The 24,326-nt window shown below is 60.5% G+C and carries 26 protein-coding genes; 10 read left to right on the top strand and 16 right to left on the bottom strand.

Annotation, left to right across the window (positions count from 1 at the left end; genetic code table 11):
- Nucleotides 1-284 precede the first annotated feature (284 nt).
- The gene (locus F8N62_RS01455) at nt 285-608 is read left to right on the top strand and encodes a DUF6124 family protein (protein ID WP_150709279.1); all 324 of its coding nucleotides are present in this window, start codon (nt 285-287) and stop codon (nt 606-608) included.
- A 253-nt stretch (nt 609-861) separates the two neighbouring features.
- The gene (locus F8N62_RS01450) at nt 862-1,782 is read left to right on the top strand and encodes a LysR substrate-binding domain-containing protein (protein WP_150709278.1); all 921 of its coding nucleotides are present in this window, start codon (nt 862-864) and stop codon (nt 1,780-1,782) included.
- Here the strand turns inward: F8N62_RS01450 and F8N62_RS01445 are convergent.
- Nucleotides 1,703-2,296 (bottom strand): DinB family protein, encoded by a 594-nt coding sequence (locus tag F8N62_RS01445; protein ID WP_150709277.1) that lies wholly within the window; start codon nt 2,294-2,296, stop codon nt 1,703-1,705. The genes F8N62_RS01450 and F8N62_RS01445 overlap by 80 nt on opposite strands.
- Nucleotides 2,297-2,594: 298 nt before the next feature.
- On the opposite strand from F8N62_RS01445, the gene F8N62_RS01440 reads away from it, so the two are divergent.
- Nucleotides 2,595-2,912, top strand: coding sequence for a DUF2388 domain-containing protein (locus F8N62_RS01440; protein WP_150709276.1), 318 nt, complete (start codon nt 2,595-2,597; stop codon nt 2,910-2,912).
- A gap of 116 nt (nt 2,913-3,028) precedes the next feature.
- Here F8N62_RS01440 and F8N62_RS01435 read toward each other — a convergent pair whose 3' ends face one another.
- A complete protein-coding gene (locus F8N62_RS01435; RefSeq protein WP_150709275.1) occupies nt 3,029-3,823 on the bottom strand; it encodes an SDR family NAD(P)-dependent oxidoreductase in 795 nt (264 codons plus the stop codon).
- Nucleotides 3,824-3,947: 124 nt separating this feature from the next.
- On the opposite strand from F8N62_RS01435, the gene F8N62_RS01430 reads away from it, so the two are divergent.
- Nucleotides 3,948-4,886 (top strand): GlxA family transcriptional regulator, encoded by a 939-nt coding sequence (locus F8N62_RS01430; RefSeq protein WP_150709274.1) that lies wholly within the window; start codon nt 3,948-3,950, stop codon nt 4,884-4,886.
- Nucleotides 4,887-4,976: 90 nt separating this feature from the next.
- Here F8N62_RS01430 and F8N62_RS01425 read toward each other — a convergent pair whose 3' ends face one another.
- The 5 genes from F8N62_RS01425 to F8N62_RS01405 form a co-directional block, all read right to left on the bottom strand.
- Nucleotides 4,977-5,645, bottom strand: coding sequence for an HAD-IA family hydrolase (locus F8N62_RS01425; RefSeq protein WP_150709273.1), 669 nt, complete (start codon nt 5,643-5,645; stop codon nt 4,977-4,979).
- 144 nt (nt 5,646-5,789) lie between these two features.
- Nucleotides 5,790-6,197, bottom strand: coding sequence for a response regulator (locus F8N62_RS01420; protein ID WP_150709272.1), 408 nt, complete (start codon nt 6,195-6,197; stop codon nt 5,790-5,792).
- Between the two features lie 144 nt (nt 6,198-6,341).
- Complete coding sequence (locus tag F8N62_RS01415) at nt 6,342-6,623, bottom strand: pentapeptide MXKDX repeat protein (RefSeq protein ID WP_150709271.1); 282 nt, start codon at nt 6,621-6,623, stop codon at nt 6,342-6,344.
- 71 nt (nt 6,624-6,694) lie between these two features.
- Nucleotides 6,695-7,474, bottom strand: a complete 780-nt coding sequence (locus tag F8N62_RS01410; protein WP_150709270.1) for a molybdopterin-dependent oxidoreductase — start codon at nt 7,472-7,474, stop codon at nt 6,695-6,697.
- The gene (locus F8N62_RS01405) at nt 7,471-8,091 is read right to left on the bottom strand and encodes a cytochrome b/b6 domain-containing protein (RefSeq protein ID WP_150709269.1); all 621 of its coding nucleotides are present in this window, start codon (nt 8,089-8,091) and stop codon (nt 7,471-7,473) included. Before F8N62_RS01405 ends, F8N62_RS01410 begins: the two co-directional genes overlap by 4 nt.
- A gap of 251 nt (nt 8,092-8,342) precedes the next feature.
- Between F8N62_RS01405 and F8N62_RS01400 the strand changes: the two genes are divergently transcribed.
- Nucleotides 8,343-9,278, top strand: a complete 936-nt coding sequence (locus tag F8N62_RS01400; RefSeq protein ID WP_150709268.1) for a class I SAM-dependent methyltransferase — start codon at nt 8,343-8,345, stop codon at nt 9,276-9,278.
- Nucleotides 9,279-9,470: 192 nt separating this feature from the next.
- On the opposite strand, the gene F8N62_RS01395 is transcribed toward F8N62_RS01400, so the two are convergent.
- Nucleotides 9,471-10,244 (bottom strand): helix-turn-helix transcriptional regulator, encoded by a 774-nt coding sequence (locus F8N62_RS01395; RefSeq protein WP_150709267.1) that lies wholly within the window; start codon nt 10,242-10,244, stop codon nt 9,471-9,473.
- A 111-nt stretch (nt 10,245-10,355) separates the two neighbouring features.
- On the opposite strand from F8N62_RS01395, the gene F8N62_RS01390 reads away from it, so the two are divergent.
- Together F8N62_RS01390 and F8N62_RS01385 are read left to right on the top strand one after the other, a co-directional pair.
- On the top strand, nt 10,356-11,459 hold the full coding sequence (locus tag F8N62_RS01390; RefSeq protein WP_150709266.1) for a polyamine ABC transporter substrate-binding protein: 1,104 nt from the start codon (nt 10,356-10,358) through the stop codon (nt 11,457-11,459).
- Nucleotides 11,460-11,621: 162 nt separating this feature from the next.
- Nucleotides 11,622-12,743 (top strand): P1 family peptidase, encoded by a 1,122-nt coding sequence (locus tag F8N62_RS01385; RefSeq protein WP_150709265.1) that lies wholly within the window; start codon nt 11,622-11,624, stop codon nt 12,741-12,743.
- A 240-nt stretch (nt 12,744-12,983) separates the two neighbouring features.
- Here the strand turns inward: F8N62_RS01385 and F8N62_RS01375 are convergent, their stop codons facing one another.
- A complete protein-coding gene (locus F8N62_RS01375; RefSeq protein WP_150709263.1) occupies nt 12,984-13,664 on the bottom strand; it encodes a GNAT family N-acetyltransferase in 681 nt (226 codons plus the stop codon).
- Nucleotides 13,665-13,719: 55 nt separating this feature from the next.
- Entirely contained in the window at nt 13,720-14,616 is an 897-nt protein-coding gene (locus F8N62_RS01370; protein WP_150709262.1) for a LysR family transcriptional regulator, read from the bottom strand.
- Between the two features lie 239 nt (nt 14,617-14,855).
- Here F8N62_RS01370 and F8N62_RS01365 point away from each other — a divergent pair, with 239 nt between their 5' ends.
- Nucleotides 14,856-15,875: an alpha/beta hydrolase gene (locus tag F8N62_RS01365; protein WP_150709261.1), complete on the top strand. Its 1,020-nt coding sequence runs from the start codon at nt 14,856-14,858 to the stop codon at nt 15,873-15,875.
- Between the two features lie 117 nt (nt 15,876-15,992).
- Nucleotides 15,993-17,423: a mechanosensitive ion channel family protein gene (locus tag F8N62_RS01360; protein ID WP_150709260.1), complete on the top strand. Its 1,431-nt coding sequence runs from the start codon at nt 15,993-15,995 to the stop codon at nt 17,421-17,423.
- Between the two features lie 141 nt (nt 17,424-17,564).
- Here the strand turns inward: F8N62_RS01360 and ycaC are convergent, their stop codons facing one another.
- From ycaC to F8N62_RS01330, 6 genes are all read right to left on the bottom strand, one after another.
- A complete protein-coding gene (gene ycaC, locus F8N62_RS01355) occupies nt 17,565-18,191 on the bottom strand; it encodes an isochorismate family cysteine hydrolase YcaC (RefSeq protein ID WP_150709259.1) in 627 nt (208 codons plus the stop codon).
- A gap of 70 nt (nt 18,192-18,261) precedes the next feature.
- Nucleotides 18,262-20,100, bottom strand: a complete 1,839-nt coding sequence (locus F8N62_RS01350; protein WP_150709258.1) for an amidohydrolase — start codon at nt 20,098-20,100, stop codon at nt 18,262-18,264.
- Nucleotides 20,097-20,687: an antibiotic biosynthesis monooxygenase gene (locus tag F8N62_RS01345; RefSeq protein WP_150709257.1), complete on the bottom strand. Its 591-nt coding sequence runs from the start codon at nt 20,685-20,687 to the stop codon at nt 20,097-20,099. The genes F8N62_RS01350 and F8N62_RS01345 overlap by 4 nt, the downstream gene beginning before the upstream one ends.
- Nucleotides 20,680-21,096: a DoxX family protein gene (locus tag F8N62_RS01340; RefSeq protein ID WP_150709256.1), complete on the bottom strand. Its 417-nt coding sequence runs from the start codon at nt 21,094-21,096 to the stop codon at nt 20,680-20,682. Before F8N62_RS01340 ends, F8N62_RS01345 begins: the two co-directional genes overlap by 8 nt.
- A gap of 350 nt (nt 21,097-21,446) precedes the next feature.
- Nucleotides 21,447-22,367, bottom strand: coding sequence for a LysR family transcriptional regulator (locus tag F8N62_RS01335; RefSeq protein ID WP_150709255.1), 921 nt, complete (start codon nt 22,365-22,367; stop codon nt 21,447-21,449).
- A gap of 31 nt (nt 22,368-22,398) precedes the next feature.
- Entirely contained in the window at nt 22,399-23,382 is a 984-nt protein-coding gene (locus F8N62_RS01330; RefSeq protein ID WP_150709254.1) for an MBL fold metallo-hydrolase, read from the bottom strand.
- Between the two features lie 196 nt (nt 23,383-23,578).
- On the opposite strand from F8N62_RS01330, the gene F8N62_RS01325 reads away from it, so the two are divergent.
- Nucleotides 23,579-24,034, top strand: a complete 456-nt coding sequence (locus tag F8N62_RS01325) for a helix-turn-helix domain-containing protein (protein WP_150709253.1) — start codon at nt 23,579-23,581, stop codon at nt 24,032-24,034.
- Nucleotides 24,035-24,326: the final 292 nt, after the last annotated feature.

Genomic DNA, 24,326 nt, shown 5'->3' with positions numbered 1-24,326 from the left:
ACGGTTACTCCAGAATCCGCCGGCTTGTGCGCCTTGGGCCTGGGCTTTATCGTTTTCCGGTCGCTGAAAATCAGTGATCGGGTTTGGTAGCCCGGAGTACTGCGCACTAAGCCTCATTAAGCTGACGCCCGTTCAGGTCGTAGCTTTTATGGTGGTCGTGCGCAGGGCCTTTTCGGAGGCGCCGGTTCCAGTACTCCGGTCTACCAACCTGTGCATGGCCACCACCCTTCGTTTGGTAGCGAAAAAGTGATGGCTCCATTTAGTCAGTATTGGAGTTCTACCTAATGCCAAAAGTAACCCCCAACCCGCCGGAAAATGATCCGACATCACATTCCGAACAATCCAACTCAACCACCCCCTCCGCCGCCGATATCCAGGCCACCCCACGCACCCCGTCCACGATGTACGTCCTCAATCCGCAGGTCGATACCGAAACCCTGTTGGGCGATGCCTGCGAATCACTGGCCTCGGCCCACGTCATGACCCTCGATCTGGCAGACCGCACCCATGGCCCGAGTCGCAACACCCTGCTGGGCATCGCGCAAGTCATTATGCTGAGTGAACTGAACGTCAACCGGGCGCTGGATCAACTCGACCCGATCGCATAGCCACTGAATCCTGTGGCGAGGGAGCTTGCTCCCGCTGGGTCGCGCAGCGACCCCAAAATGGCTGCCGGTGATGATTCTGACAAACCGCGTGCCGGGGTTTTGCGACTGCTGCGCAGCCGAGCGGGAGCAAGCTCCCTCGCCACAGTGAATTCTATAATCACCGTAAAACACCACCGCATGGGGCTTCGGCTCCCACTCCAAGGGTTTGCTGCTTTACTGAACAAACCCCAAAAGCCCTTGCGAGTAGCCCCGTATGAACCGCAACGACCTGCGCCGCGTGGACATGAACCTGTTGGTGATTTTCGAAACCCTGATGTTCGAAAAAAACCTGACCCGGGCCGGGGAGAAACTGTTTCTCGGCCAGCCCGCCGTCAGTGCCTCGCTGGCGAAGTTGCGCGATCTGTTCGACGACCCGCTGCTGGTGCGCAACGGTCGTGTGCTGGAACCCACTCAGCGGGCCTTGATGATTCTCAAAGAGTTGCAACCGGCGATGGACACCATTTCCGGCGCGGTCAGCCGGGCCAAGGATTTCGACCCGGCCACCAGCCGCGATGTGTTTCGCATCGGCCTGTCCGATGACGCCGAGTTCGGTCTGTTTCCGCCGCTGCTCAAGCAGATCCGCGAAGAGGCGCAGAACGTCGTAGTCGTCGTGCGCCGGGTGAATTTCCTGCTGATGTCATCAATGCTCGCCAGCGGCGAGATTTCCGTCGGCATCAGCTACACCACCGAACTGCCAGCCAACGCCAAGCGCAAGAAACTGCGCGACTTGAGTGTGAAGATCCTGCGCGGCGACAACCGTCCCGGAGCGCTGACGCTGGATGACTACTGCGACCGTCCCCACGCGCTGGTGTCGTTTTCCGGGGACCTGACCGGCGCCATCGACAATGATCTGGCACGCATCGGCCGCTCTCGGCGCGTGGTGCTCGCGGTGCCGCAATTCGCCGGGCTGCGCGCGCTGCTGGCCGGCACCGACATGCTCGCCACCGTCCCGGATTACGCCGCGTGTGCGCTGATCGAAGGCAGCAGTCAGCTGCGGGCCGACGACCCGCCATTCGACATCAACCTGTCCGAGCTGTCGATGGTCTGGAACGGCGTCAACGATAACGATCCGGCAGAACGTTGGTTGCGCTCGCGAATAGCCCAACACATGTCGGCGTCACTGCCGGTGGGGTGATCGCATTGAAGGACGGATCGGTCTCGCGCAGGTAGATCGGCATGTCGGTCATCGGCGGCATGGCCGGAATGTCGAAATACATCTGGATCACCCAACCCCGGTGATAACTGGCGTGATTGACCACGTGCATCAGCATCGCGCCAGCGCTCATGGTGCCGCTTTCGCCCGAGACAAAGGTGAACTCGACCGGTTTATCCAGCGACGCCTCGGTCTGCCGTTCGCTCCAGGTGCAATACCAGTGATTGATAGTCTTCTGCGCCAATTGCAGTTCAGCGAGATCGGGATGCAGCAGATCATGCGAAGTCTTGAAGCCGTGCCCCCGGCCCTCAAGGTGGGCTTGCCAGATGCAGTCCACAACGTAGATGTGATTCAGGGTGCCGATCATGTTCTTGAACACCGAGACCCGTTCTTTATTGACCTCGCCCGGCGGTAACGCCGCCAGGCTGTCAAAGAGGCGCTGATCGGCCCAGCGTTTGTAATCGGCCAGCATGCGGGCCGTGCGTACGTTGATCATCAGAGGTCTCCCATTGTGATGGGCGCATTGGCAAGCATAGTCCGCGTGGGGCGTGGTGGAGTTGGGGCTGATCATCGGTCGGGACAGTGGATGAACAGATCAGGGGTATAGGTTTCCAGGGCGAGGTTATTCATGGGGTTGGAATACCATATCCCCCACCACGTGACTACTGACACAAATGACAGGTAACGCGTGCTCTTCAAGCAAATGTTTGGGGAACGAGGAACTCCTGACAGGCGTCGCGCATCCTAAGTTATGTGGTACTTCCTTTACGCTTCACGCTCCGGAGGACACCGTCATGCGCCGTCTGATCATCATCTCTTCCCTTGTGTTGTGCTTACCCTTTGGCTCGGCTTTCGCGAAAGTGGATGCCGGCGATGTGGCGACCTCGGCCGGGGTTTCTGCTTCGCTGTACTCAACCTTTAAAGACGACAAACTCATGATCCCTGCCCGGGATGACGCCTCCAGTTTCGTCGCCAGTGACGGTGCGATCCGCGGCGTGTATCTGGAATCGGTCATGCAGCGGATTCGTCAGGACAACCCCGGGCTGAATGCCAGCGATGAAGAGTTGGCCAGGGCTATTCTCATCCAGGATGGCGTTGCGGCCGGGCAATAACGGCGAATGAAGCGGTTGGAAGATCAAAAGATCGCGGCCTCGCTGCGCTCGTCAGCTCCTACGGTTGAACGCGAACCTGTGTAGGAGCTGTCGAGCGCAGCGAGGCTGCGATCTTTTCATTTGCGATAACGCGGTGCCGCTCGCGAGTTCCCGAACAAACCCGACAACGTTTGTCGTTGCGCCTCATGCCGTTCCCACTGCTCGCCATCGTGCAGGCCCGGAATTGTCACCACTTCTCCGCTCGCAAGCCCGACCAGCGCCGCATCGACCATGTCTTCGGCGGACATGACGATTTCCTGCGGCAGGTTTTCCACCGGGTTGCCGGCTTCGCTCCAGAAATCGGTGGCCGTCGCGCCGGGCAACACCGCCTGGATGCGAATGCCTTTATCCGCCAGTTCATGGTGCATGGATTGACTCAGGCCCAGCACAAAGGCCTTGGTGCCGCCGTACACGCCGTTGAGAATTTCCGGCGCAATCGCGACGATTGAAGAAATGTTGATCACGGTCCCGTTACCGCGCGCCACGAACCCCGGCGTCACTGCGTACGCCAGGCGCATCAGCGCGGTGACGTTCAGCGTGATCATGTCCTCCATCTCATCCACCGGGCTGCCCAGCAACGGCATGACAGCGCCGACCCCGGCGTTGTTGACCAGCAAGGTGATGCTGGCGTCTGTGCGCAAGACGTTCTCGACCCGGCGCAGATCGACCTTGTCTTTGAGGTCTGCCGCGACCACTTCCACCGTGCGTCCGGTTTCGTTGCTCAGGTGGTTGGCCAGCGCGTTCAATTTTGCCTGACTGCGGGCGACCAGAATCAGGTCGTAGCCCTGACGGGCGAGACGGTCGGCGTAGACTGCGCCGATGCCGGAAGAGGCGCCCGTGATCAGGGCGGTGCCTTTGGTAGAGAGAGCCATGTTCGATGTCCTTCACAGTGAGGCGAGAGGTTCGCCGGGTGTGATCATTTATAAAGAGACTGACGCTCGTCTCAAATGACGTTTAAAGTACGTTTTTAGGACGCACTCTATCGAGGGCTGATCGATGACTTCTGTCGCGTTTGTAGTGTTTGAGGGTTTCCAGTCCATGGCGCTCGCGGCCATGCCGGTGTTCGAGTACGCCAACTTCAGTGCCGGCGAGCCGCTGTACGAGGTGTGCGTGCTGTCCGAAAACGGCGACACCTTGCGCGCCTCCGGAGGACTGACAGTCGGCACCGAGGCATTTGATCAGCGGGTGTTCGATACAGTGATTGTGGTCGGCGGCGATGCCATTCTCGAGCAGGCGCCCGAAGGTGTATTGGATTACCTGCGCGCCAGCGTTAAAACCGCGCGGCGTACGGCGTCGATCTGTTCCGGGGCGTTTGTGCTGGCCCAGGCCGGTTTGCTCGAAGGGCGGCGCGCCACCACGCATTGGGCATACGCCCGAGAACTGCAGGTGCGCTTTCCGGCGATCAAGGTGGAAGAAGACCGCATTTACGTCATCGACGGTTCGATCTGGACGTCGGCCGGCATGACCGCCGGCATCGACCTGGCGTTGGCCATGGTCGAAAAGGATCACGGCGCCGAACTCGCCCGATCCGTGGCGCAGAAACTGGTGATGTACCACCGACGTGCGGGCGGCCAGTCCCAGCATTCGGCGTTGCTGGACCTGGCGCCCAAATCCGACCGCATCCAGACCGTGCTCGGCTACGCCCGGGAACACCTCGCCGAAACCTTGTCGGTGGAGCAACTGGCGCAGGTCGCGAGCCTCAGCCCCCGGCAATTCAGCCGTGCGTTCCGCGCCGAAACCGGCCAGTCGCCGGCCAAGGCTATCGAAAACCTGCGCCTGGAAGCCGCCCGACACATGCTCGAACGCGGACGACTGACGCTGGATCAGATCGCCGGCGAGACCGGGTTCAGTGATCGTCGGCGTATGCGTGAAGCTTTTCTCAGGGCCTTCGGCCAGCCGCCGCAGGTGATCCGGCGTAGCGCCCGTTCCGATTAATGTGGGAGCGAGCCTGCTCGCGAACGCGGCGTATCAGTCGACATCATTGTTAGCTGATACACCGCTTTCGCGAGCAGGCTCGCTCCCACATTAGATTGTGTTGAGAAGCAAATGGCCGCTGGGGTCTACGGCTGCGCTTACCGACTCATAACTGGCCAGCGTCGCATGTGCCGTTTCGAGCGGATGGGCGTGGGTCGAGGTGATGATCAGAAGATCCGCCTTCGCCGCCTCCGCGGCTTGAATTCCAACCGTGGCATCTTCGAAAATCAGGCAGTCGGTGACCTCGACGCCCAAGCGCTGAGCCGCCAGTCGATAGCCCGCTGGATCCGGTTTTCCGGCACTCACATCTTCCGCCGTCACCATCACTTCTGGTGCCGGAATACCCGCCGCCGCCATCCTGCGCAGCGCCAATGCTCTGGGTGCAGATGTCACGATGGCCCACTGATGCGCCGGCAACGACTTCAGAAAAACCGCCGCACCGGCCACCTCGACAATCCCCTCGACGTCTTCGATTTCCGCTTGGGTAATCCACGCGGCTTCAGCCTCGGCATCGACACCGGGCAATGCCTGGCGGTTAACGGTATCGACGGCCCGGGCGCCATGAATAGTCGGCAGGAAAGACTCGACGTCCACCCCGTGGCGCAATGCCCAGGTCGTCCAGATGCGCTCGGCCGCAGCGATGGAGTTGAGGACGGTGCCGTCCATATCAAATAGAAATGCACGGTAAGGCGTGTTGAAAACGTTTTTTTCAGCTGACAAGGATAAGATTCCTTTCGCAAAAGTTTGTCAGCAATGTACACGACCCCGGTTCCGGGTAGGAGCTGCCGAAGGCTGCGATCTTTTGATCCTCTTTTTAAGCAACGTCAAAAGATCGCAGCCTCCGGCAGCTCCTACGGATTACGGTCAGGTTGCGCGATTGGCCTTTAGCGCGCCTTCCACACAATCGAGCAAATGCCCCAACGCCCAGGGTTTCTTGATGAAGGTCACCTCATGCCGAACCCCTGACGTTTCCGGGGTTTCGAAGCCGGACATGATCATGATCGGTTTGTCCGGCCAGCGGTCGCCAAACTGATTGGCGAGGTCTGCGCCATTAAATTTGCCGGGCATGGTGATGTCTGTGAGCAGCAGCGCGACTTTGTCTGCGTGCTGCTCGAGATAACCCACTGCAGCATCCGCACTGATCTGCGGTTCCACTACAAAACCTTCTTCCTGCAGAATTTCACAGAGAAACTCCAGGATCAGCGGGTCATCCTCAACTACAAGAATCAACCCGCCAGGAAGATGCTCGCCCGCCGTCGATACTGGACACATGACTTTGCCACTCCCTGATTGCCTAATGATTTCGCGGGCTTAAATCCGCGGCTTACAGGTATGAGCAGCGGGCTCGGCGGAAATTCATTTTTGATACAACCAGATGTGAAAGTCAGATCATCACGGCGCACGCCAGCGTTCAAATCACTGGGACATGGCGTCCTTTTTCATCTCGTCCTTCTTCATTTCATCCTTCTTCATCGAGTCTTTGGACATCGTGTCTTTCTTCATCGAGTCCTTGCTCATGGAGTCCTTGTGCATGCCGTCCTTTTTCATCGCGTCGTTCTTCATGCCGTCCTTCGACATCGAATCCTTGCTCATGCTGTCGTTGCTCATGCCGTTACCGGTGGACGTATCGGCAGCAAACACACTGGCGGCGCCGACCGCGAGGCACATGGACAGTACGACGGTAGTTAATGTTTTCATGTTGAAACTCCTTGAAACGCAGGTTGCGATTGAACGCAGCGTGAGCTGCGCGGTGAAGGTTGCCGGCGCCGTCAGCTGCCACCGAACCAGTTGTAGCCCTGGTCTTCCCAGTAGCCGCCGCTGAACGTGTTGCTGACGAAAATCGCCTGAATGTGTTTGGGGTTCTTGTAGCCGAGCTTGGTCGGCATGCGCAGCTTCATCGGGAAGCCGTATTCGCGGGGCAGCACCGCGCCGTCGTAGGTCAGCGCCAGCAAGGTCTGCGAGTGCAATGCGGTGGCCATGTCGATGCTGGTGTAATAGTCGTCGGCACATTTGAAGCCGACGTATTTCGCATCGGTGTCGGCGCCGATCCGTTTCAGGAAGTCGCTGAACCGTACGCCGCCCCAGCGGCCGATCGCGCTCCAGCCTTCAACACAAATATGCCGGGTGATCTGTTCGTTCTGCGCCATCGCACGCAACTCTTCGAGGCGCCAGCTGCGCTTGTCGGCGACCAACCCGGTGACCTCCAGTCGATAACTGTCTTCTTCGACGGTGGGTGCCTCGTCGATGCCGTAAAAAGCGTTGAAGGGAAATGGCCGGGTGATCATCGACGCCGGATAAGTCGGTGCCAATGCGTCGGGGTTGAACAGCCAGCCCTGCACCCGATCGTTGAACCGTGACATCGACGACAACGCGGTCTCGACGCTGTCGTTATCGGTGATGTTGCAGCCGGACAACAGGGCCACGCCGCCGAGCGTCAGGCTGCGCATCAGGAACGAACGGCGCGAGCGGTCGGCTATCTGCGGGGCAATTATTTTTCGGGCGTCGGACAGAATCGTTGCCTCGTCCAGACCTTCGACAGGCTTTTTCATACGGGCTCCTTGTGACCGACGATCATGGCCAACAGCGTTTTGGGCACCAGCGCGACCATCACCAGGTGCACCGCCACAAAGGCCATCAACAATGCCATCGCAATAAAGTGCACATGCCGCGCGGCGTCGTAGCCACCCATCAATTCACGCAGCAGCGGAAACTGGACGGACTTCCACAACACCAGCCCGGAGACCACCAGCAGCGCAATGTCGAGCATCACGAACAGATAGGCGAACCGTTGCACCTGGTTGTAATGACTCAGGTCGGCATGCCCCAGCCGCCCGCGCAATGCGGCCCACACGTCATGCAGAAACCCTTTGGGCGATACCGGGAAAAAGCGTCGCGACAAGCGGCCACTGACGAGGTTGATGATCAGGTAGACAAGGCCATTTAGGGCTAGAAACCACATCGCAGCGAAGTGCCACTGCAACGCGCCGCCGAGCCAGCCGCCCAGGGTGATGCCCTTGGGAAAGCTGAAGTCGTACAGCGGGGAGGCGTTGTAGATGCGCCAGCCGCTGGTGACCATGACCAGCACCGCGAGGGCGTTCAGCCAATGGGTCAGGCGCAGCCAGCGCGGGTGAGTGCTGACCGTTGGCGAAGCAGGTGAGCGCGACATGATGGCTCTCGGCATTGGTTGTTCGTTGGGGCCGAGTATGGGAGCCGAGTGATCGCCAAATCCTCACGTAAAGTTAAATTAAATGTGATAACTCTTCCTAATAACCTGTGGGAGCGAGCCTGCTCGCGAAAGCTGGGTATCAGTTGGTATGGATGTCGACTGACACTGCGCTTTCGCGAGCAGGCTCGCTCCCACAGTGTTTGCGCATTTGTGGTTAAAATGCCGCCCCCTCAAATAACCGATCCGACCCGATGAACTCAGAAGCGCTGACCACCCTCCACGATCATCTGCTGACCGCCCTGGCAACGGCCCCTGCGGAAACCCGCCGGCTGTTTCACGGGCGCGGTCGATGCTGGCCGGGGCTGGAGCAGTTGACCGTCGACTGGTTGCAAGGCGTGGTGCTGGTGTCGCTGTTCAAGGAACCCGAAGCCGCGCAACTCGATGAGCTGAAACAGCGGCTGATGGCAATCACCCGGTCAGCGCAATGGACGCAGGCTGGCGCGCACACCCTGGCGTTGCAGCATCGTTACCTGCTGCAAAGCACCACTGAATGGCTGGTCGGGGAAGTGATCGAGGACATGACCATCACCGAGGGCGGTCTGCGTTATCGCGTGGATCTGGGCCGCAAGCAGAACACCGGGTTGTTCCTCGACATGCGCTATGGCCGCGATTGGGTGCGCGCCAATGCTGAAGGAAAACGCGTGTTGAACCTGTTTGCCTACACCTGCGGTTTCTCAGTGGCGGCCATCGAGGGTGGCGCGGAGCATGTGGTCAACCTCGACATGTCCAGCCCGGCCCTGAACCGCGGGCGCGACAATCACCGGCTCAACGGCCACGACATGAGCAAGGTGAGTTTCCTCGGCCATGACCTGTTCAAGTCCTGGGGCAAGGTGATCGGCAAGGGGCCGTATGATTTGGTGATCATCGACCCGCCGTCGTTTCAGAAAGGCAGTTTTTTGCTGACCAAGGACTATCAACGCGTGCTGCGTCGGTTGCCGGAATTGCTCAGTCCGCAGGGCACGGTGCTGGCCTGCATGAACGACCCGGCGTTCGGTGCGGATTTCCTGATTGATGGCGTCATGCGCGAGGCCCCGAGCCTGCGGTTTGAGCAACGGCTGGAGAACCCGCCGGAGTTTGCGGATGCCGATGTTGAGTGTGGGTTGAAGGCGTTGGTTTTTCGGCAATAGAACCGCGTTTCATCACGCCGGGAGCGGCCTGTGTGGCGAGGGGATTTATCCCCGTTCGGCTGCGTAGCAGTCGCAATCTCGGTCAATGCAGTGTGTCTGAGACATTGCATTCATTGGTATTGGGCCCCTTCGCGCCCCGACGGGGATAAATCCCCTCACCACAAAACTCTGCTCCCCCAGTCTTCTAATATCTCAACGCGGCCGCAACACCAGCGCAAACAACTCGCCATGCCCGTTCACATTGAGCTTGTGATAGACATTGCGTCGATGCACCTTGACCGTTTCCGGCGAAATCCCCAGTTGCTGGGCAATCGCCTTGCTGGAGAAACCCTGAAGAATCAGGCGCGCCGTTTCGATTTCCCGCACCGTCAGGCGTGCATCGAAGCGATCCAGCAAAGTCGCCAAATCCCCCGCCACTGCTTCGGCGACCGGACCTTCGGTCGGCGTCAATTGCAGGTGGTGGCGCATCGCGGCCAGTACCCAGTCACGTACACAGAGCAGGCGGCCCTGCTCTTCCAGGGTGAACCGCGCCGCGCGCCCGAGTGATAAACCGAGCACGGCACCGTCGAGGTTGATCATGAATTGCAACTCGTCGCCACCGACCACGGAACGGAAGTAGCTCAGGTAATACTCGCTCTGCTGAAACTGGTCCGGCGCCAGCGCATCGAGGCTGTGCAAACCGTCGGCGATACCGGCACAGGCCGCCTGATAAAACGGATCGAGCAGGTACATGCCGGCGCTGTAGTCGGCCAGTTCTTCAGCCTCGTCGCCGCTGCCCCGAGTGTCAAAATCGATCAGCAGGCGCGGCACTCGCCCCGGCCGCATCACCGCGACCAAGGCGTTATCCAGCGGCACCAGCAACCGCAGCGTATCGACCAGCGCGCGCCAGAAACCGTCCTGGCCCAACGCGCCAAATACCCGCGCCAGACCTTGATGCACCGGTAATTCCCTCAGCAACGCGTCCACGCTCTACCCCTTTCGAGTAACCCATGATGGGAATGGGTCGATCCCCGGCCTGGCGATACGCTGCAAGCACCTGTTCATCACCGGCCTGCAGCAGGCCAGGAGTGCCGCATCATGAGTCGTCCCCGTCAACAGATCAATCTCGGGCTGAGCGCCTGTCTGTGCGTCTCGCTGTCGGCGATCGCCGCCGAGGGGCCGACGGTTCATGTCTACAACTGGTACGACTACATCGGCCCCACCACGTTGCACGACTTCAAGCGCGACACCGGGATCGAACCGGTTTACGACACGTTCGACAGCGCCGAAGTGCTGGAAGGAAAACTGCTCACCAGCCGCAGCGGGTATGACGTGGTGGTGGCCAGCAACTTCAGCTTGCCGACCCTGATCAAGGCCGGTGCCCTCGCCCCGCTGCCGCATGCGCAGATGCCTGATTTCAAAAACATGGACGCCGGCCTATTGGCCAAACTGGCCAACAACGACCCGGGCAATCAGTACGCCGTGCCGTACCTGTGGGGCACCAATGGCATCGGCTATAACATCGACAAAGTCCGCGCCGCGCTGGGCGACAAGGCCCCGGTGGATTCCTGGGACCTGGTGTTCAACGAAGCCAACCTGGCCAAACTCGGCCAGTGCGGCGTGGCGATGCTCGACTCGCCGGCCGAAATGCTGCCGGTCGCCCTGCACTACCTCGGCCTGCCGCCCAACAGCACCAACCCCGCAGACTACAAAAAGGCCGAAGCACTGCTGCTCAAACTGCGTCCGCACATTGCCTACTTCAACTCGTCGAAATTCATCAGCGACCTGGCCAACGGCAACATCTGCGTGGCGGTGGGCTGGTCTGGCGCGATGCTGGAAGCCAAGACCACCGCCGAGCAAGCCAACAACGGCGTGAAGATCGCCTACAGCCTGCCCAAAGAAGGGGCGCCGGTATGGTTCGACACCCTTGTGCTGCTCAAGGACGCGCCGCACCCGGAGCAAGGGTTGGCGTTCATCGAATATCTGATGCGCCCCGACGTCATCGCCCCGGTCACCGATCACCTGTCCTACCCCAACGGCAACCGCAGCGCCACGGCGATGGTGGCCGAGGCGACTCGCAACAACCCGGCGGTGTACCCGTCCGCTGAAGCGCTGGCCACGTTGTTCACCCTCCAGCCGCTGCCGCCCGCGACCGAACGAGTGCGGACGCGGATCTGGAGCAAAGTCAAAAACGGCCAGTAACGGCACCACAAAAACCTGTGGGAGCGGGCTTGCCCGCGATGAGGACAGCCTGGTCAACACAGATGTTGCCTGACACTCCGCCATCGCGGGCAAGCCCGCTCCCACAGGGTTTGCGTCCAGCCTTACCACCTTTAATAACCACGAATCGAGATGAGAACAATGATGAAACCACGTGCCCGCGACCTGAATATCCACTTCGGCCAACTGCAACCCGGTCCGCTCAATGCCATCACCGATGTGCCCGGCGTTCGCGTCGGTCACAGCAATGTGCGCGGCCGCACCGCGAACGGTCGCGACATTCTGACCGGGGTCACCGTAATCGAGCCGCGTGCCGGCTCTACCAGTCAGCAGCCGTGCTTCGCCGGCGTGCATGTGCTCAACGGCAACGGCGACGCCACCGGCCTGGAGTGGATTCGCGAAGCTGGGCTGTTGACCAGCCCGATTGCCTTCACCAATACCCATAGCCTCGGGGTGGTGCGCGATGCGTTGATTGTGCTGGACCGTGAGCAACAACCCGACGACGGGAGACTGTACTGGAACATGCCGGTGGTGCTTGAAACCTTCGACGGCTTGCTCAACGACATCAACGGCTTCCACGTGAAGCCCGAACATGTCGCCGAAGCCGTGCGCACAGCAACAAGCGGGCAGGTGACTGAGGGCGCGGTGGGCGGTGGCAGCGGGATGATCTGTCACGAATTCAAGGGTGGCATCGGCACCGCTTCGCGACGTTTGAGCAGCGCCCAGGGTGGCTGGACCGTCGGCGCGATCGTTCAGGCCAACCATGGCATACGTAACGAATTACGCGTGGACGGTTACCCCGTGGGCCGCTACATGGAGAAGGCCGACTCGCCGTTTCTCAAGGCCTCATTGCCCTGTCCGGGCATGGGTTCGATTGTCATTTGCCTGGCCACCGATGCGCCGTTGCTGCCGCACCAATGCACCCGCCTCGCCCAGCGCGCGAGCTTAGGGCTGGCGCGCACGGGTGGCGGGAACGAGGACCACAGCGGCGACATCTTTATCGCCTTCGCCACCGGCAACTCTGTGCCGCCGGCCGCTTATGAAAGCAAACGCGCGCCGACGTGCGACGGCCTGAGCATGGTCAACAATGATCACATCAGCGAATTGTTCCTGGCTGCGACCGAAGCGGTGGAGGAAGCGATCATCAATGCCTTGCTGGCTTCTGATTCGGCTGAAGGGAATGGCCATGCGGTGCCGGGGCTCGATGCGCAAACGTTGCTTGAAGCGTTGCGTCGGGCCGGATGGTCGGCGGATTCGGCTGTTTAAAGTAGAAACGGTGAACGGTAACTTGGATAATTCGGGTAATTCGGGTAATTCGGGTAATTCGGGTAATTCGGGTAATTCGGGTAATTCGGGTAATTCGGGTAATTGTAGGAGCGAGCTTGCTCGCGAAAAACGTGTAAACAACGCGTTCATTCAGGACGCACGCGTTATCGTTGACGTCCATCGTCGGAACGCCGCCCGGAGCAAGCTCGCTCCTACAGAGGATGCATAGGTCGAAACGAGTTACCCCAACCGCTCACGCACACATTCATTAGCCTTGTACGTCAGTTGATCCAGATGCCGATCCCGCTGTTTCTCCGCATCAACCATCGCCCGCTTGCCGTGCTTTTGCAGCAGGTACGTATGAATTTGCCGCACTTCCAGCGAACTGTAGATCGGCGCCACATCCAGCAGCCCCATCAGCCCGGCAGAACGATGATCGCGGGTGCTCATCAACACCTGCGTGCCGCGAACACCCACCACCTGAAAGCCCATCGCCTCAAACCACGGCACCTTGGCCACCGCGCACGTCAGTTCGGCATGCGGGTAGCGCCCGACCATTTCCCGCAGCATCTTGCGCGCCACGCCCTGACGTCGATGGCCGGCGTGCACCGCCATGTACGCCACACCGCACGCGTCGGGATCGTCCTTGATCGGCAGGTACAACAGGAAACCGATGACCTGTTGCGGATCATCCACGTCCGTCGCGACAATCAGTTCCACCGCAATCCCTTTTGCCCCGCTCAGTGCCTCCAGGTACAGGTGAACCTCATAGCCGATCGCATACTGGTACACGTTGTACAACAGGTTGCTGGGCGGGATCGCGACCATGCTGATGTCGGTCAGGTTGTCGACGACCATCTGCAGGATCTGGCTGGTGAGGTGCTCGGGGCACGGGGTTTTGAAGTGGGTGATCTGGGGCATTGCAGTGGCTGACTCCGTGGAGGGCGATGTTAAGCATCCATCGCGAACATGCCCATCATAACGCGCCTTGCGCCTGATCCAGCCGCTCACGCAAAAACCCGATCAACGCCTGCACCGGTCGCGAGCTCTGGCGATGTTGCGGATACACCGCCGATAACGTCAGGGGCACCGGGCGAAACTCATCCAGCACCGGCACCAGCCGTCCATCCTTCAGTGCCGCGCCGACGATGAACGTCGGCAAGTACGTGATCCCCATCCCGGCCACCGCCGCGTCCCTGAGCAACTCACCGTTGTTGACCCGCATCCGTCCGGTGACGCTGACCGCCAGAGGCTTGCCCGGCCCTTCAAAACGCCATTGCACCTGACGACCATGGCCGTACGGCAGGCAATCGTGGTTGTGCAGGTCTTCAGGTTTGCGCGGCGTGCCGCGCTCGGCCAGGTACGCCGGGCTGGCGCAATACACGCGCTGGATCTCGGCAATGCGTCGGGCGATCAGCGTCGAGTCCTCGAGGACGCCGATGCGCAGCGCCAGGTCGTAGCCTTCACTGAGCAAATCCACCGGGCGATCACTCAAGTCCACTTCCACCGTGACATCGCGATAGCGCTGCAAGAATAACGGCAGCAGACACCCCAAATGGGCCACCGCGAACGACAACGGCGCACTCACACGAATCGTCCCGCGCGGCTCGGTGGTCTGGCCGGCGATGCCCTGCTCCACTTGCTCGACTTCACCGAGCAGGCGCAGGGCCGATTCGTAATAGCTCTGGCCCAACGGCGTGACATCCAGCCGTCGAGTGGACCGGTTGAGCAGCCGCACGCCCAGGCGTTCTTCGAGTTGCATCAAGCGTCGGCTGACGAATTGCTTGGACAGCCCCAACTGATCGGCGGCCGCGGTGAAGCTGCCGGACTCCATCACCTGGCAAAAAATACGCATGTCTTCGAACGGGTTCATTGTCACGCCTTGGTTGACAGTTAAACGCTTTATAGCGGCTTTTTCTCCTTTCAGCACCCTATTAATCTGTGTCCATGGTGCTGATGAAGCGCTGACCTACTCCGGTAGGAGCTGCCGAAGGCTGCGATCTTTTGATCTTTGATCTTGGTGATCGTTGAAGATCAAAAGAAAGATCAAAAGATCGCAGCCTTCGGCAGCTCCTACGGGGAACGCCTACATAAATTTAAAAGGATTTGCTTATGAACATCGTCAAAAAAAATCTCGCCGCTTCCCTCCTCGCCCTTGCTGTCGGCAACGTGTTCGCCGCGGGCAGCCCGGGTGTCGAACACACTACTCAGGCTTTCCTCGAAGCCCTCGCCGCCGGTGGTGGCAAGCCGCTTGAGCAACTGAGCCCGAAAGACGCCCGTGCGGTGCTGACCGGGGCGCAAAATTCGGTGAAGGTGGACCTGTCGGGTGTGGACGTCAGCGACCGTGCGATCAAGATCGATGGCCAGACCATCAACCTGAAAATCGTGCGGCCGGCCAAGGTCAAAGGTGAGTTGCCGGTGTTCATGTTTTTCCACGGTGGCGGTTGGGTGTTGGGCGATTACCCGACTCACCAGCGTTTGATTCACGACCTGGTGGTCGGCTCCGGCGCCGTCGCGGTGTATGTCGATTACACGCCGTCGCCGGAAGCGCGTTACCCGACCGCGATCAACCAGGCCTACGCCGCGACCCGCTGGGTCGCCGAGCATGGCAAAGACATCGGCGTCGATGGCAAGCGCCTCGCGGTGGCCGGCAACAGCGTCGGCGGCAATATGGCAGCGGTCGTGGCGCTGATGGCCAAGGAACAGAAAACCCCGGCGCTGCGCTTCCAGCTGTTGATGTGGCCGGTAACCAACGCACAATTCGACAGCGGTTCGTACCAGCAATTTGCCGAGGGGCATTTCCTGACCAAAGGCATGATGAATTGGTTCTGGGACAACTACACCACCAACCCCACGGAGCGTGCGCAGGTCCATGCCTCGCCGTTGCAGGCCAGCGCCGAACAGCTCAAAGGCTTGCCCGCCGCACTGGTGCAGACCGCCGAGTTCGACGTGTTGCGCGATGAAGGCGAAGCCTATGCCCGCCACCTCGATGCGGCCGGTGTGCCGGTCACGGCAGTGCGTTACAACGGCATGATCCACGACTTCGGTTTGCTCAATCCGCTGAGCCAGATTCCGGAGGTGAAAGCGGCGGTGCGTCAGGCGGCGCTGGAACTGAAGACGCATTTGAACTGACCTGAAAGCAAAAGGATCGCAGCCTTCGACAGCTCCTACGGGTGTACGACGTGCCCTGTAGGAGCTGCCGAAGGCTGCGATTCTTTTGCCCTGTAACCCTTTCGCCGGAGTTCCGCCATGTCCTTTGTCCTCGCCCACCTGCTGTCCTTGAGTGCCCTGCTGCTGGTGATCGACGCCGTGCTCTGGCACCTCGCGCCGTTCACCCATCGCGTCATGCGGGTCGGTGTGCGCCTGGCGCTGTTCGTGATGTTCAGCGCGGTGATCATCAACGCCGGCGTCAGCCCCTTGCAGGCGCCGCTGTTGGCCGATGACCGCGTGGCACAACTGGGCGCGACGGCGCTGGGGATTCTCTGGTGGCTGTACGCCGCGCGGGTGCTCACGGAAGTCATCGGTCTGGTACTGATGCGGCGCATCGGCCACAGCGGTCGGTTGTTGCAGGACGTCATCGGCGCACTGGTGTTTCTGATCGCCATCGTCGCGGCGGCCGGTTATGTGCTGGAGCTGCCGGTGAAAGGTTTGCTGGCGACCTCCGGGGTGGTGGCGATCGTCGTCGGCCTGGCGTTGCAAAGCACTTTGAGCGATGTGTTTTCCGGGATCGTGCTCAACACCACCAAGCCGTATCAGGTGGATGACTGGATAATGATCGACGGCGTCGAGGGCAAAGTGCTCGACATCGACTGGCGCGCGACCCACCTGCTGACCAGCGCCGGCAGTACCGCGGTGGTGCCGAATTCGGTGGCGGCCAAGGCGAAGATCGTCAACCTGAGCCGGCCGCACAACATGCACGGCGTGTCGATCAGCATTCGCGTGCCGAACCACATTCGTCCACGCCGCGTGCTCGACGCACTGGACCGTACGCTTCAAGGCAGCAGTCAATTGTTGCTCAACCCGGCACCGAAAGCGCTGTTGAAAGAGGCCGGCGAAACCATGTCCGAATACGTGGCCAGCGGCTTTATCGCCGAACTCGGGAAGAAAAGCGAAGTCCGCAATCAACTGTTCGACCTTGCCCACCGGCACCTCGAAGCGGCGGGTATTTCCCGGCAGCTGGATGGCGTGATTGAGCCCACCACCCGAGCGCGTGCATTGCTCGACGAGGTGAAAATCTTCCGCTCCCTGAGCGAGGACGAGCGTGACCGGTTGGCGCAGTCGATGGTTGCGCAGCAGTACGCGGCGGGCCAGGTGGTACTGGAATTGGGTGACGTGCCGGACAGCCTGATGGTCATCGCCACCGGTGTGGTCAGCGCGACAGTGCCGGACGGTGCCGGGCAAACCGAAGCCGGCCGCATGGGCCCGAGCGAGGTGATGGGTGAACAGAGCATCCTCACCGATACACCGTCGCAGGCGACGTTCACAACCCTGACTTCGTGCATCATCTACCGAATCGACAAGTCCCTGACCCGTGAGTGCATGGAGCAACGGGTGGAGGTGGGTCGGGCGTTGAACAAATTGCAGGCGGTGCGGCAGCAGAACAGTCGGCTGGCGTTGATGGCCAAGCCAGTGCCGATCAAGAAAGGAGGTTTTCTGGGGTGGTTGCAGAGTCGCGGATAAATCCCTGTAGGAGCTGCCGAAGGCTGCGATCTTTTGATCTTCGTGATCTTCGTGATCTTCGTGATCTTGAAGATCAAAAGAAAGATCAAAAGATCGTCCGAACGCGGCCCGAACCTTCGGCAGCTCCTACAGGGCGAAGGATTACTTCGCAGCCAGCACCGAATAGCTGTTCATCAGGTTGCGGTAGTTCGGAATGCGCGGCGACAGCAGGTTCGCCAGGCCTTCCATGTCGTTGCGCCAGTCGCCTTGCAGCTCGCAGGCCACGGAGAACCAGTTGACCAGTTGCGCACCGGCCGCAGCCATGCGCGCCCAGGCGGCTTGTTGCACGGTTTCGTTGAAGGTGCCCGAGGCGTCGGTCACCACAAACACTTCAAACCCTTCCGCCAGCGCCGACAGCGTCGGGAAGGTCACGCACACGTCGGTCACCACACCGGCGATGATCAGTTGCTTGCGGCCCGTGGCTTTGACGGCTTTGACGAAATCTTCGTTGTCCCAAGCGTTGATCTGACCTGGACGCGGGATGTACGGCGCGTCCGGAAACTGCTCTTTCAACTCCGGAACCATCGGGCCGTTCGGGCCGTTTTCGAAGCTGGTGGTGAGGATGGTTGGCAGTTTGAAGAACTTGGCCACGTCGCCCAAAGCCAGCACGTTGTTCTTGAATTCGTTCGGCGAGAAATCCTGAACCAGCGAAATCAGACCGGTCTGGTGGTCGACCAACAGGACAACGGCATCGTCTTTGTTCAGGCGTTTGTAGGGTACGTTGCTCATGTGAAACTCCTCGATGGACGGGTATTACGTTGGGCGCCGACACAGTGCATCGGCGCTTTATTTGTGATCGTCAGAATGCGAAACACGAGCAGCCGAAGGCGCCCCAGAAACCGGCAAAATCGCTGACCGGCGCGTTCGACAAACGCGCCTTTTCGTGGCTGTGGGAATGCACACCGCAAGGCCCGCTGCAATGGTGAACCTGCGCCTGCATCGGCGAGGTCGGACGCCAGTGACCCGGCACCTTGACCACCGGCGACCAGTCCGGCAGCACCGGCACACTGGCCGGCCCGAGTTTTTCGAAATCGCCGGCGGCGTATACCACCTTGCCGCCAACCACGGTCAGCACCGATTCGATCCACTTGATCGCTTCTTCGTCGACACTGAAAAAATCCGCGCTCAGGGCGGCGACGTCTGCCAGTTGGCCGACCTTGATCATGCCTTTCTTGCCCTGCTCGGAAGAGAACCAGGCACTGCCGTGAGTGAACAGTTCCAGCGCGGTCTGGCGCGACAGCCCCTCGGCGTGCAACTCAAGACCGCCAACCGTGCGACCGCTGACCATCCAGTACAGCGAAGTCCACGGGTTGTAACTGGACACCCGCGTGGCATCGGTGCCCGCGCCGACCGGTACGCCTTCGGCGAGCATGCGCTTTATCGGCGGCGTCGCTTCAGCGGCTTTGGCGCCGTAGCGCTCGACGAAGTATTCGCCCTGAAACGCCATCCGGTCCTGAATCGCAATGCCGCCGCCCAGCGCCCGCACCCGCTCGATGTTCTGCGGGGTGATGGTTTCGGCGTGGTCGAAAAACCACGGCAAACCGTTGAACGGAATGTCGCGGTTGACCTTCTCGAACACGTCGAGCATGCGGCTGATGGATTCGTTGTAAGTGGCGTGCAAACGGAACGGCCAGCGCTGCTCGACGAGGTGGCGAACCACCGGTTCCAATTCATCTTCCATGGTCTGCGGCAGGTCCGGACGCGGCTCGAGAAAATCCTCGAAATCCGCCGCCGAGAACACCAGCATTTCCCCGGCGCCGTTGTGCCGCAGGAAATCGTCGCCCTGATGCAGGGTCACGCTGCTGGTCCAGTTCTTGAAGTCGGTCAGCTCTTCCTTGGGCTTCTGGGTGAACAGGTTGTAGGCGATGCGAATCGTCAGTTGCTGGTCCTTGGCCAACTGCTCGATCACTTGGTAATCGTCCGGATAATTCTGGAAACCACCGCCGGCATCGATCGCACTGGTCAGGCCGAGCCGGTTGAGTTCGCGCATGAACTGGCGCGTCGAGTTGACCTGATACTCCAGCGGCAGCTTCGGCCCCTTGGCCAGCGTCGAGTACAGAATCATCGCATTGGGACGCGCCACCAGCATGCCGGTCGGGTCACCGTTGGCATCGCGCACAATCTCGCCACCCGGCGGGTTCGGCGTGTTGCGGGTGTAACCGGCGACACGCAGCGCGGCGCGGTTGAGCAAGGCGCGGTCGTACAGGTGCAGCACAAACACCGGCGTATCCGGCGCCGCCTGATTGAGCTCTTCCAGGGTCGGCATGCGTTTTTCGGCGAACTGGAATTCGTTCCAGCCACCGACCACGCGCACCCATTGCGGCGTCGGTGTGCGGTCGGCCTGCTCCTTGAGCATGCGCAGGGCATCGGCCACCGACGGCACGCCTTCCCAACGCAGTTCGAGGTTGTAGTTCAAACCGCCACGGATCAGGTGCAAGTGCGAGTCGTTGAGACCGGGGATGACGCAGCGTCCCTTGAGGTCGATCACCTGCGTACCCGTACCGCGCAGGGCCATGGCTTGGGCATCGGTGCCGACCGCGACGAAGCGTCCGTCGCTGATCGCGACGGCACTGGCGCGTGGGTTTTCACGGTCAACGGTATGAAACTGGCCATTGAATAAAATCAGATCGGCGCTCATCGCGTTTCCTTGGGCTGAGTGGAAGAGGACAGCCAGGGCGCGAACAAGCGCGTCGCCATCGGCATGAACAGGTACACCACCGAAACGACGATGGTCAGCGTGATCAGGAACGTGGCAACCACATAATTGGAGAGCACGGCATTGAGTTGCAGCAACGGCCCCCAGATCAGCGGCACCAATAAGGTGTGCGGCAGAATCACCAGCAACGTCACCACGGCCTGTTTCCAGCGCGGCGGCGGCGAGGCGGTTTCTGCCTGCGGGGCGAACCAGAATTCATTGACCGGGTTGACCTCGGTCTGGTCGCCGTCGGCGAGCATCGGCGCGGCTTCGTTGACCAGCGCCAGTCGTTGCGGCGAATCGAGCCAGCGTTGCATGGCGTCGGTGGTGCAAAAGCGCAGCACGCAGGTGTACATGTCGAGGCCGGCGTTTTTACCGCGCATCACGTCCACGCCCAAATGCCCGTCCTGGCGCCCGGCGATGCTCACAATGTTGCGCAGCCAGGCTTCGTATGGCACTTCAAAACCGGCCTTGACCCGGTGCTTGATGACCAGGGTCACGACTTCCTCGAAACGGTTGGATTCAGACATAACGCAAAGCTCCGGCGAATCGGACATTGAGCGCCAGCCGTCCAGGCCCGGCGATAAAAATGCTGGTGAACAGCAGTAACAACAGCCAACCGAATTGCCCTTCTTCGAGGCTCCATTGCGGATGCACAACCAGCAGCGCAATCAACAGCACCGCCAAAACCGGCAGGCACGCCAAACGCACCAACACCCCGGTGATGATCAGCAGCGGGCACAGCACTTCGGCAAAAATCGCCAGCATTAGCGTGACGTTTGCGCCTAGGTGAAACGGGTCTTCGATGGCCTGCAGTTGAGCACTGTAGTCAAGCAGCTTTGGCAGACCGTGCACCCACAGCAGAAACAAACCGGCGCTGACACGCAAAAAAAACAGCCCGAAATCCTCGGCTCGTTGATCCCGCCGCGAAGTATTCATGGGTAACCTGCACCAAAGAAAAACCACCGGCGTCGATGCGCCGGGACTTCATGCGATAGTGCCTGCGCGGGGGTGCGGGAAATTGGATGTACGTGCTCTGTTTGTGCAACAACCGGATCTGCCGGACAACGAAGATTCCCTATGGGAGCTGTAGGCGGGCGGCGTTCCGACGATAGCGGTGGGTCAGGCAATGCTGATACTGACTGTACTGGCCTCTTCGCGGGCAAGCCCGCTCCCACCGGGTTTCGGGTACATCCGGGAGAATGAGTGGGCCGTCAGGCCGTCTTCGCGAGCAGGCTCGCTCCCACAGGGTTTCGGGTACATCCGGGAGGATGGGTGGGCCGTCACGGTCAAGCCGAAACCGGCAAAGGTCTCGACATGAACTCACTGATCCGCGACCGCAACCAGCGCTCCGCCGGGTCATTGTCATGCACCCCGCTCCACGCCATCGACAGCTGCGCGGCGTCGATGGGAAACGGTGGATCCTCCGCCCGCAACGCACATCCCTCAACCAGCGCACACGCCGCATAATCCGGCACGGTGGCGATCATCTCCGTGCCCGCGAGTAAAGCGCGCAACCCGCTGAACTGCGGCACACCCAATACCACGCGACGACTGCGCCCGACCTTGGCCAGATCCAGATCAATATTGCCGCTCAGGTCCCCGGAAAACGACACCATCGCATGGGGCCGTTCGCAGTATTCTTCGAGCGTCAGCAGACCCGGCCGTTTGTCCCCGCGCAGCACTTTGCAGGGGATGTCGCGCAACTTTTTGCACTTGGCATTCGCCGGCAAATCCGTGGTGTAGCTCACCCCCACGGAAATTTCCCCCGAGGCCAACAACGCCGGCATCAACAGATAGTTGGCGCGGCGCACCACCACCACGATGCCCGGTGCCTCTTCTTGCAGTTGCCGCAGCAGCGGCGGGAACAACCCGAACTCGGCATCGTCCGACAGGCCGATGCGAAACACATCGCAGCTGGTCATCGGGTCGAATTCCTTGGCCCGACTCACCGCCCCGGAAATCACATCCATCGCTGGCTGCAACTCTTTGAGAATCGCCAGCGCCCGCCCCGTCGGCTCCATGCCGCGACCATTGCGCAACAGCAACGGATCGTCGAACAGATCCCGCAGCCGCCCCAACGCCGCACTCACCGCCGGTTGGCCCATGAACAGTTTTTCAGCGACACGGGTCAGGTTCTTCTCGAACATCAACGCTTCGAAAATCACCAGCAGATTCATGTCGACGCGGCGCAAATCGTTACGGTTCATAGGCACGGCTCCCTTGTGTAGGCGACGGACTTTACTCGATCAGCGGCACGTTGGCCGCACGTTTGTAAGGACCGTATTCCACCGGCACCCACTGGAAGTGCTTGCCCTCGGCGGCGATATGGCCGATGCCCGGGAACGGCAAGTGCGCAGCGGTGACCCAGGTCTTGCTCGCGGCTGCGGCGCTGAACACTTGGGCGCGGCTCTTGATCGCCTGCTGACTGTTGACGTCAAAGCCGATCGAGACTTCAGGGTGCAAAAACTGCACCGCGAGGTTATGCACCAGATCGCCCATGAACAGAATGCTCTGGCCTTGAGAGGAAAAACGGTAGGTGGTGCTGCCCGGCGTATGCCCGGCTTCGAGCGTCGCTTCGACACCCGGCACCGGCGACTGACCGGCGTCGAAGGTCTTGAAACGTCCGGCCGCGACATAGGCCGCCGTGGAGTCCTGGGCAATCTTGAAATACGGTTTCGCGCCTTCGGGGGCTTTGGCCAGCGCCTGTGGGTCGAGCCAGTAATCGGCTTCGGCCTTCGCCGCGTAGACGGTGGCATTGGCAAAAACTGGCTGCTTCTCGCCGTCGACCAGTCCGCAGATATGGTCCAGGTGCAAGTGCGTCAATAGAATCGTGTCGACTTGCGAAGGCTCATAACCGGCCGCTTTCATGTTCGCCGAGAGCATGCCCGCCGTTGCGCCGATACACTGGCCGGCCCCGGTGTCGACCAGGATCAATTGCTTGCCGGTGTTGATCAAAAACGCATTGAACGCGGTCTGCACGCCCGGTGTTTCAATCGAACGACGCGCCAGCAAGGCGCGGATCTGGCTTTGGCTCAGGCCGTTGAGCAGTTTGGGCGACAGGTCGTTGTAGCCGTCGAACAGCGCCGTCACTTCAAAGTCGCCCACCGCCAGGCGGAAGTAGCCGGGCACCTGGGTACCGACCTGCGCCGGCGCCTGGGCCATGGAAATGCCGGACGTCAGCGCCACCGTAAGGCCCACCGCGCGAACCAGAGAATGTTTCATGCCTTCACCCTTGATCGAATCAGAAAGCGGCCATGCACAACGCCGCCAGGTGAGGTCGATTGTGCGCGCCTCCCGGCCGTGGAAATTGCAGCAATGTGCTGAGTTAGCGCGGTTGCGCTGATGGAATTAACAACGTTTAACTCGCCGCCCAGCGCACTGCGACCAAGAATGAGGCTCACCGACACGGACACTTGTCATGGCCACATCTCAACACAACATCGCCCGCACAACGGTCACGCCAACGCCGAAGAAAAACACCGGTGGCCTGACCCCGTGGCGCGAAAGCCTGGCCAAGCAACTGATTCTCGAACGCCTCGGTGAAACCATCGAGGTGACTGAACTGGCAAGCGCCTGCGCCCTCTCGCGCAGCCATTTTTCCCGCGCGTTCAAGTGCAGCACCGGCCTCTCGCCTCAGGACTGGATTCGTCACCAACGTATCGCCCGGGCCAAGCAACTGATCCAGAGCACCGAACTGAGCCTCACGCAAATCAGCCTCGAATGCGGCTTCTGCGACCAGGCGCATTTTTGCCACATCTTCACCCGCAGCGAAGGCATCAACCCGTTTGCGTGGCGATGCCGGGTAGTGCGGGCGCTTCAAAGCAAAAGATCGCAGCCTTCGGCAGCTCCTACGGGTGTACACACAATCCTGTAATGCGTGGGTGGGAAACAAAAGATCGCAGCCTTCGGCAGCTCCTACGGGTGTACACACAACGCTGTAATGCGTGGGTTGGAAACAAAAGATCGCAGCCTTCGGCAGCTCCTACGGGTGTACACACAACGCTGTAATGCGTGGGTGGGAAACAAAAGATCGCAGCCTTCGGCAGCTCCTACGGGTGTGCACACAACGCTGTAATGCGTGGGCTGGAAACAAAAAATCGCAGCCTTCGGCAGCTCCTACGGGGGTACACACAACGCTGTAATGCGTGGATTGGAAACAAAAGATC

The sequence above is a fragment of the Pseudomonas fluorescens genome (assembly GCF_902497785.1).
In the GTDB taxonomy this organism is placed as follows: domain Bacteria; phylum Pseudomonadota; class Gammaproteobacteria; order Pseudomonadales; family Pseudomonadaceae; genus Aquipseudomonas; species Aquipseudomonas fluorescens_BO.
The sequence above is the reverse complement of the archived record's forward strand: the minus strand, read 5'-3'. Positions and strand labels throughout refer to the sequence as shown.

Bases quoted from the DNA above. Each gene is read 5' to 3' on its own strand.
- F8N62_RS01450 (WP_150709278.1), top strand. From the start codon at position 862: ATGAACCGCAACGACCTGCGCCGCGTGGACATGAACCTGTTGGTGATT.
- F8N62_RS01455 (WP_150709279.1), top strand. From the start codon at position 285: ATGCCAAAAGTAACCCCCAACCCGCCGGAAAATGATCCGACATCACAT.
- F8N62_RS01435 (WP_150709275.1), bottom strand. From the start codon at position 3,823: ATGGCTCTCTCTACCAAAGGCACCGCCCTGATCACGGGCGCCTCTTCC.
- F8N62_RS01370 (WP_150709262.1), bottom strand. From the start codon at position 14,616: ATGAACCCGTTCGAAGACATGCGTATTTTTTGCCAGGTGATGGAGTCC.
- F8N62_RS01385 (WP_150709265.1), top strand. From the start codon at position 11,622: ATGAAACCACGTGCCCGCGACCTGAATATCCACTTCGGCCAACTGCAA.
- F8N62_RS01430 (WP_150709274.1), top strand. From the start codon at position 3,948: ATGACTTCTGTCGCGTTTGTAGTGTTTGAGGGTTTCCAGTCCATGGCG.
- F8N62_RS01440 (WP_150709276.1), top strand. From the start codon at position 2,595: ATGCGCCGTCTGATCATCATCTCTTCCCTTGTGTTGTGCTTACCCTTT.
- F8N62_RS01420 (WP_150709272.1), bottom strand. From the start codon at position 6,197: ATGTGTCCAGTATCGACGGCGGGCGAGCATCTTCCTGGCGGGTTGATT.
- F8N62_RS01365 (WP_150709261.1), top strand. From the start codon at position 14,856: ATGAACATCGTCAAAAAAAATCTCGCCGCTTCCCTCCTCGCCCTTGCT.
- F8N62_RS01415 (WP_150709271.1), bottom strand. From the start codon at position 6,623: ATGAAAACATTAACTACCGTCGTACTGTCCATGTGCCTCGCGGTCGGC.
- ycaC (WP_150709259.1), bottom strand. From the start codon at position 18,191: ATGAGCAACGTACCCTACAAACGCCTGAACAAAGACGATGCCGTTGTC.
- F8N62_RS01330 (WP_150709254.1), bottom strand. From the start codon at position 23,382: ATGAAACATTCTCTGGTTCGCGCGGTGGGCCTTACGGTGGCGCTGACG.
- F8N62_RS01400 (WP_150709268.1), top strand. From the start codon at position 8,343: ATGAACTCAGAAGCGCTGACCACCCTCCACGATCATCTGCTGACCGCC.
- F8N62_RS01345 (WP_150709257.1), bottom strand. From the start codon at position 20,687: ATGTCTGAATCCAACCGTTTCGAGGAAGTCGTGACCCTGGTCATCAAG.
- F8N62_RS01445 (WP_150709277.1), bottom strand. From the start codon at position 2,296: ATGATCAACGTACGCACGGCCCGCATGCTGGCCGATTACAAACGCTGG.
- F8N62_RS01390 (WP_150709266.1), top strand. From the start codon at position 10,356: ATGAGTCGTCCCCGTCAACAGATCAATCTCGGGCTGAGCGCCTGTCTG.
- F8N62_RS01375 (WP_150709263.1), bottom strand. From the start codon at position 13,664: ATGCCCCAGATCACCCACTTCAAAACCCCGTGCCCCGAGCACCTCACC.
- F8N62_RS01335 (WP_150709255.1), bottom strand. From the start codon at position 22,367: ATGAACCGTAACGATTTGCGCCGCGTCGACATGAATCTGCTGGTGATT.
- F8N62_RS01360 (WP_150709260.1), top strand. From the start codon at position 15,993: ATGTCCTTTGTCCTCGCCCACCTGCTGTCCTTGAGTGCCCTGCTGCTG.
- F8N62_RS01405 (WP_150709269.1), bottom strand. From the start codon at position 8,091: ATGTCGCGCTCACCTGCTTCGCCAACGGTCAGCACTCACCCGCGCTGG.
- F8N62_RS01340 (WP_150709256.1), bottom strand. From the start codon at position 21,096: ATGAATACTTCGCGGCGGGATCAACGAGCCGAGGATTTCGGGCTGTTT.
- F8N62_RS01350 (WP_150709258.1), bottom strand. From the start codon at position 20,100: ATGAGCGCCGATCTGATTTTATTCAATGGCCAGTTTCATACCGTTGAC.
- F8N62_RS01325 (WP_150709253.1), top strand. From the start codon at position 23,579: ATGGCCACATCTCAACACAACATCGCCCGCACAACGGTCACGCCAACG.
- F8N62_RS01410 (WP_150709270.1), bottom strand. From the start codon at position 7,474: ATGAAAAAGCCTGTCGAAGGTCTGGACGAGGCAACGATTCTGTCCGAC.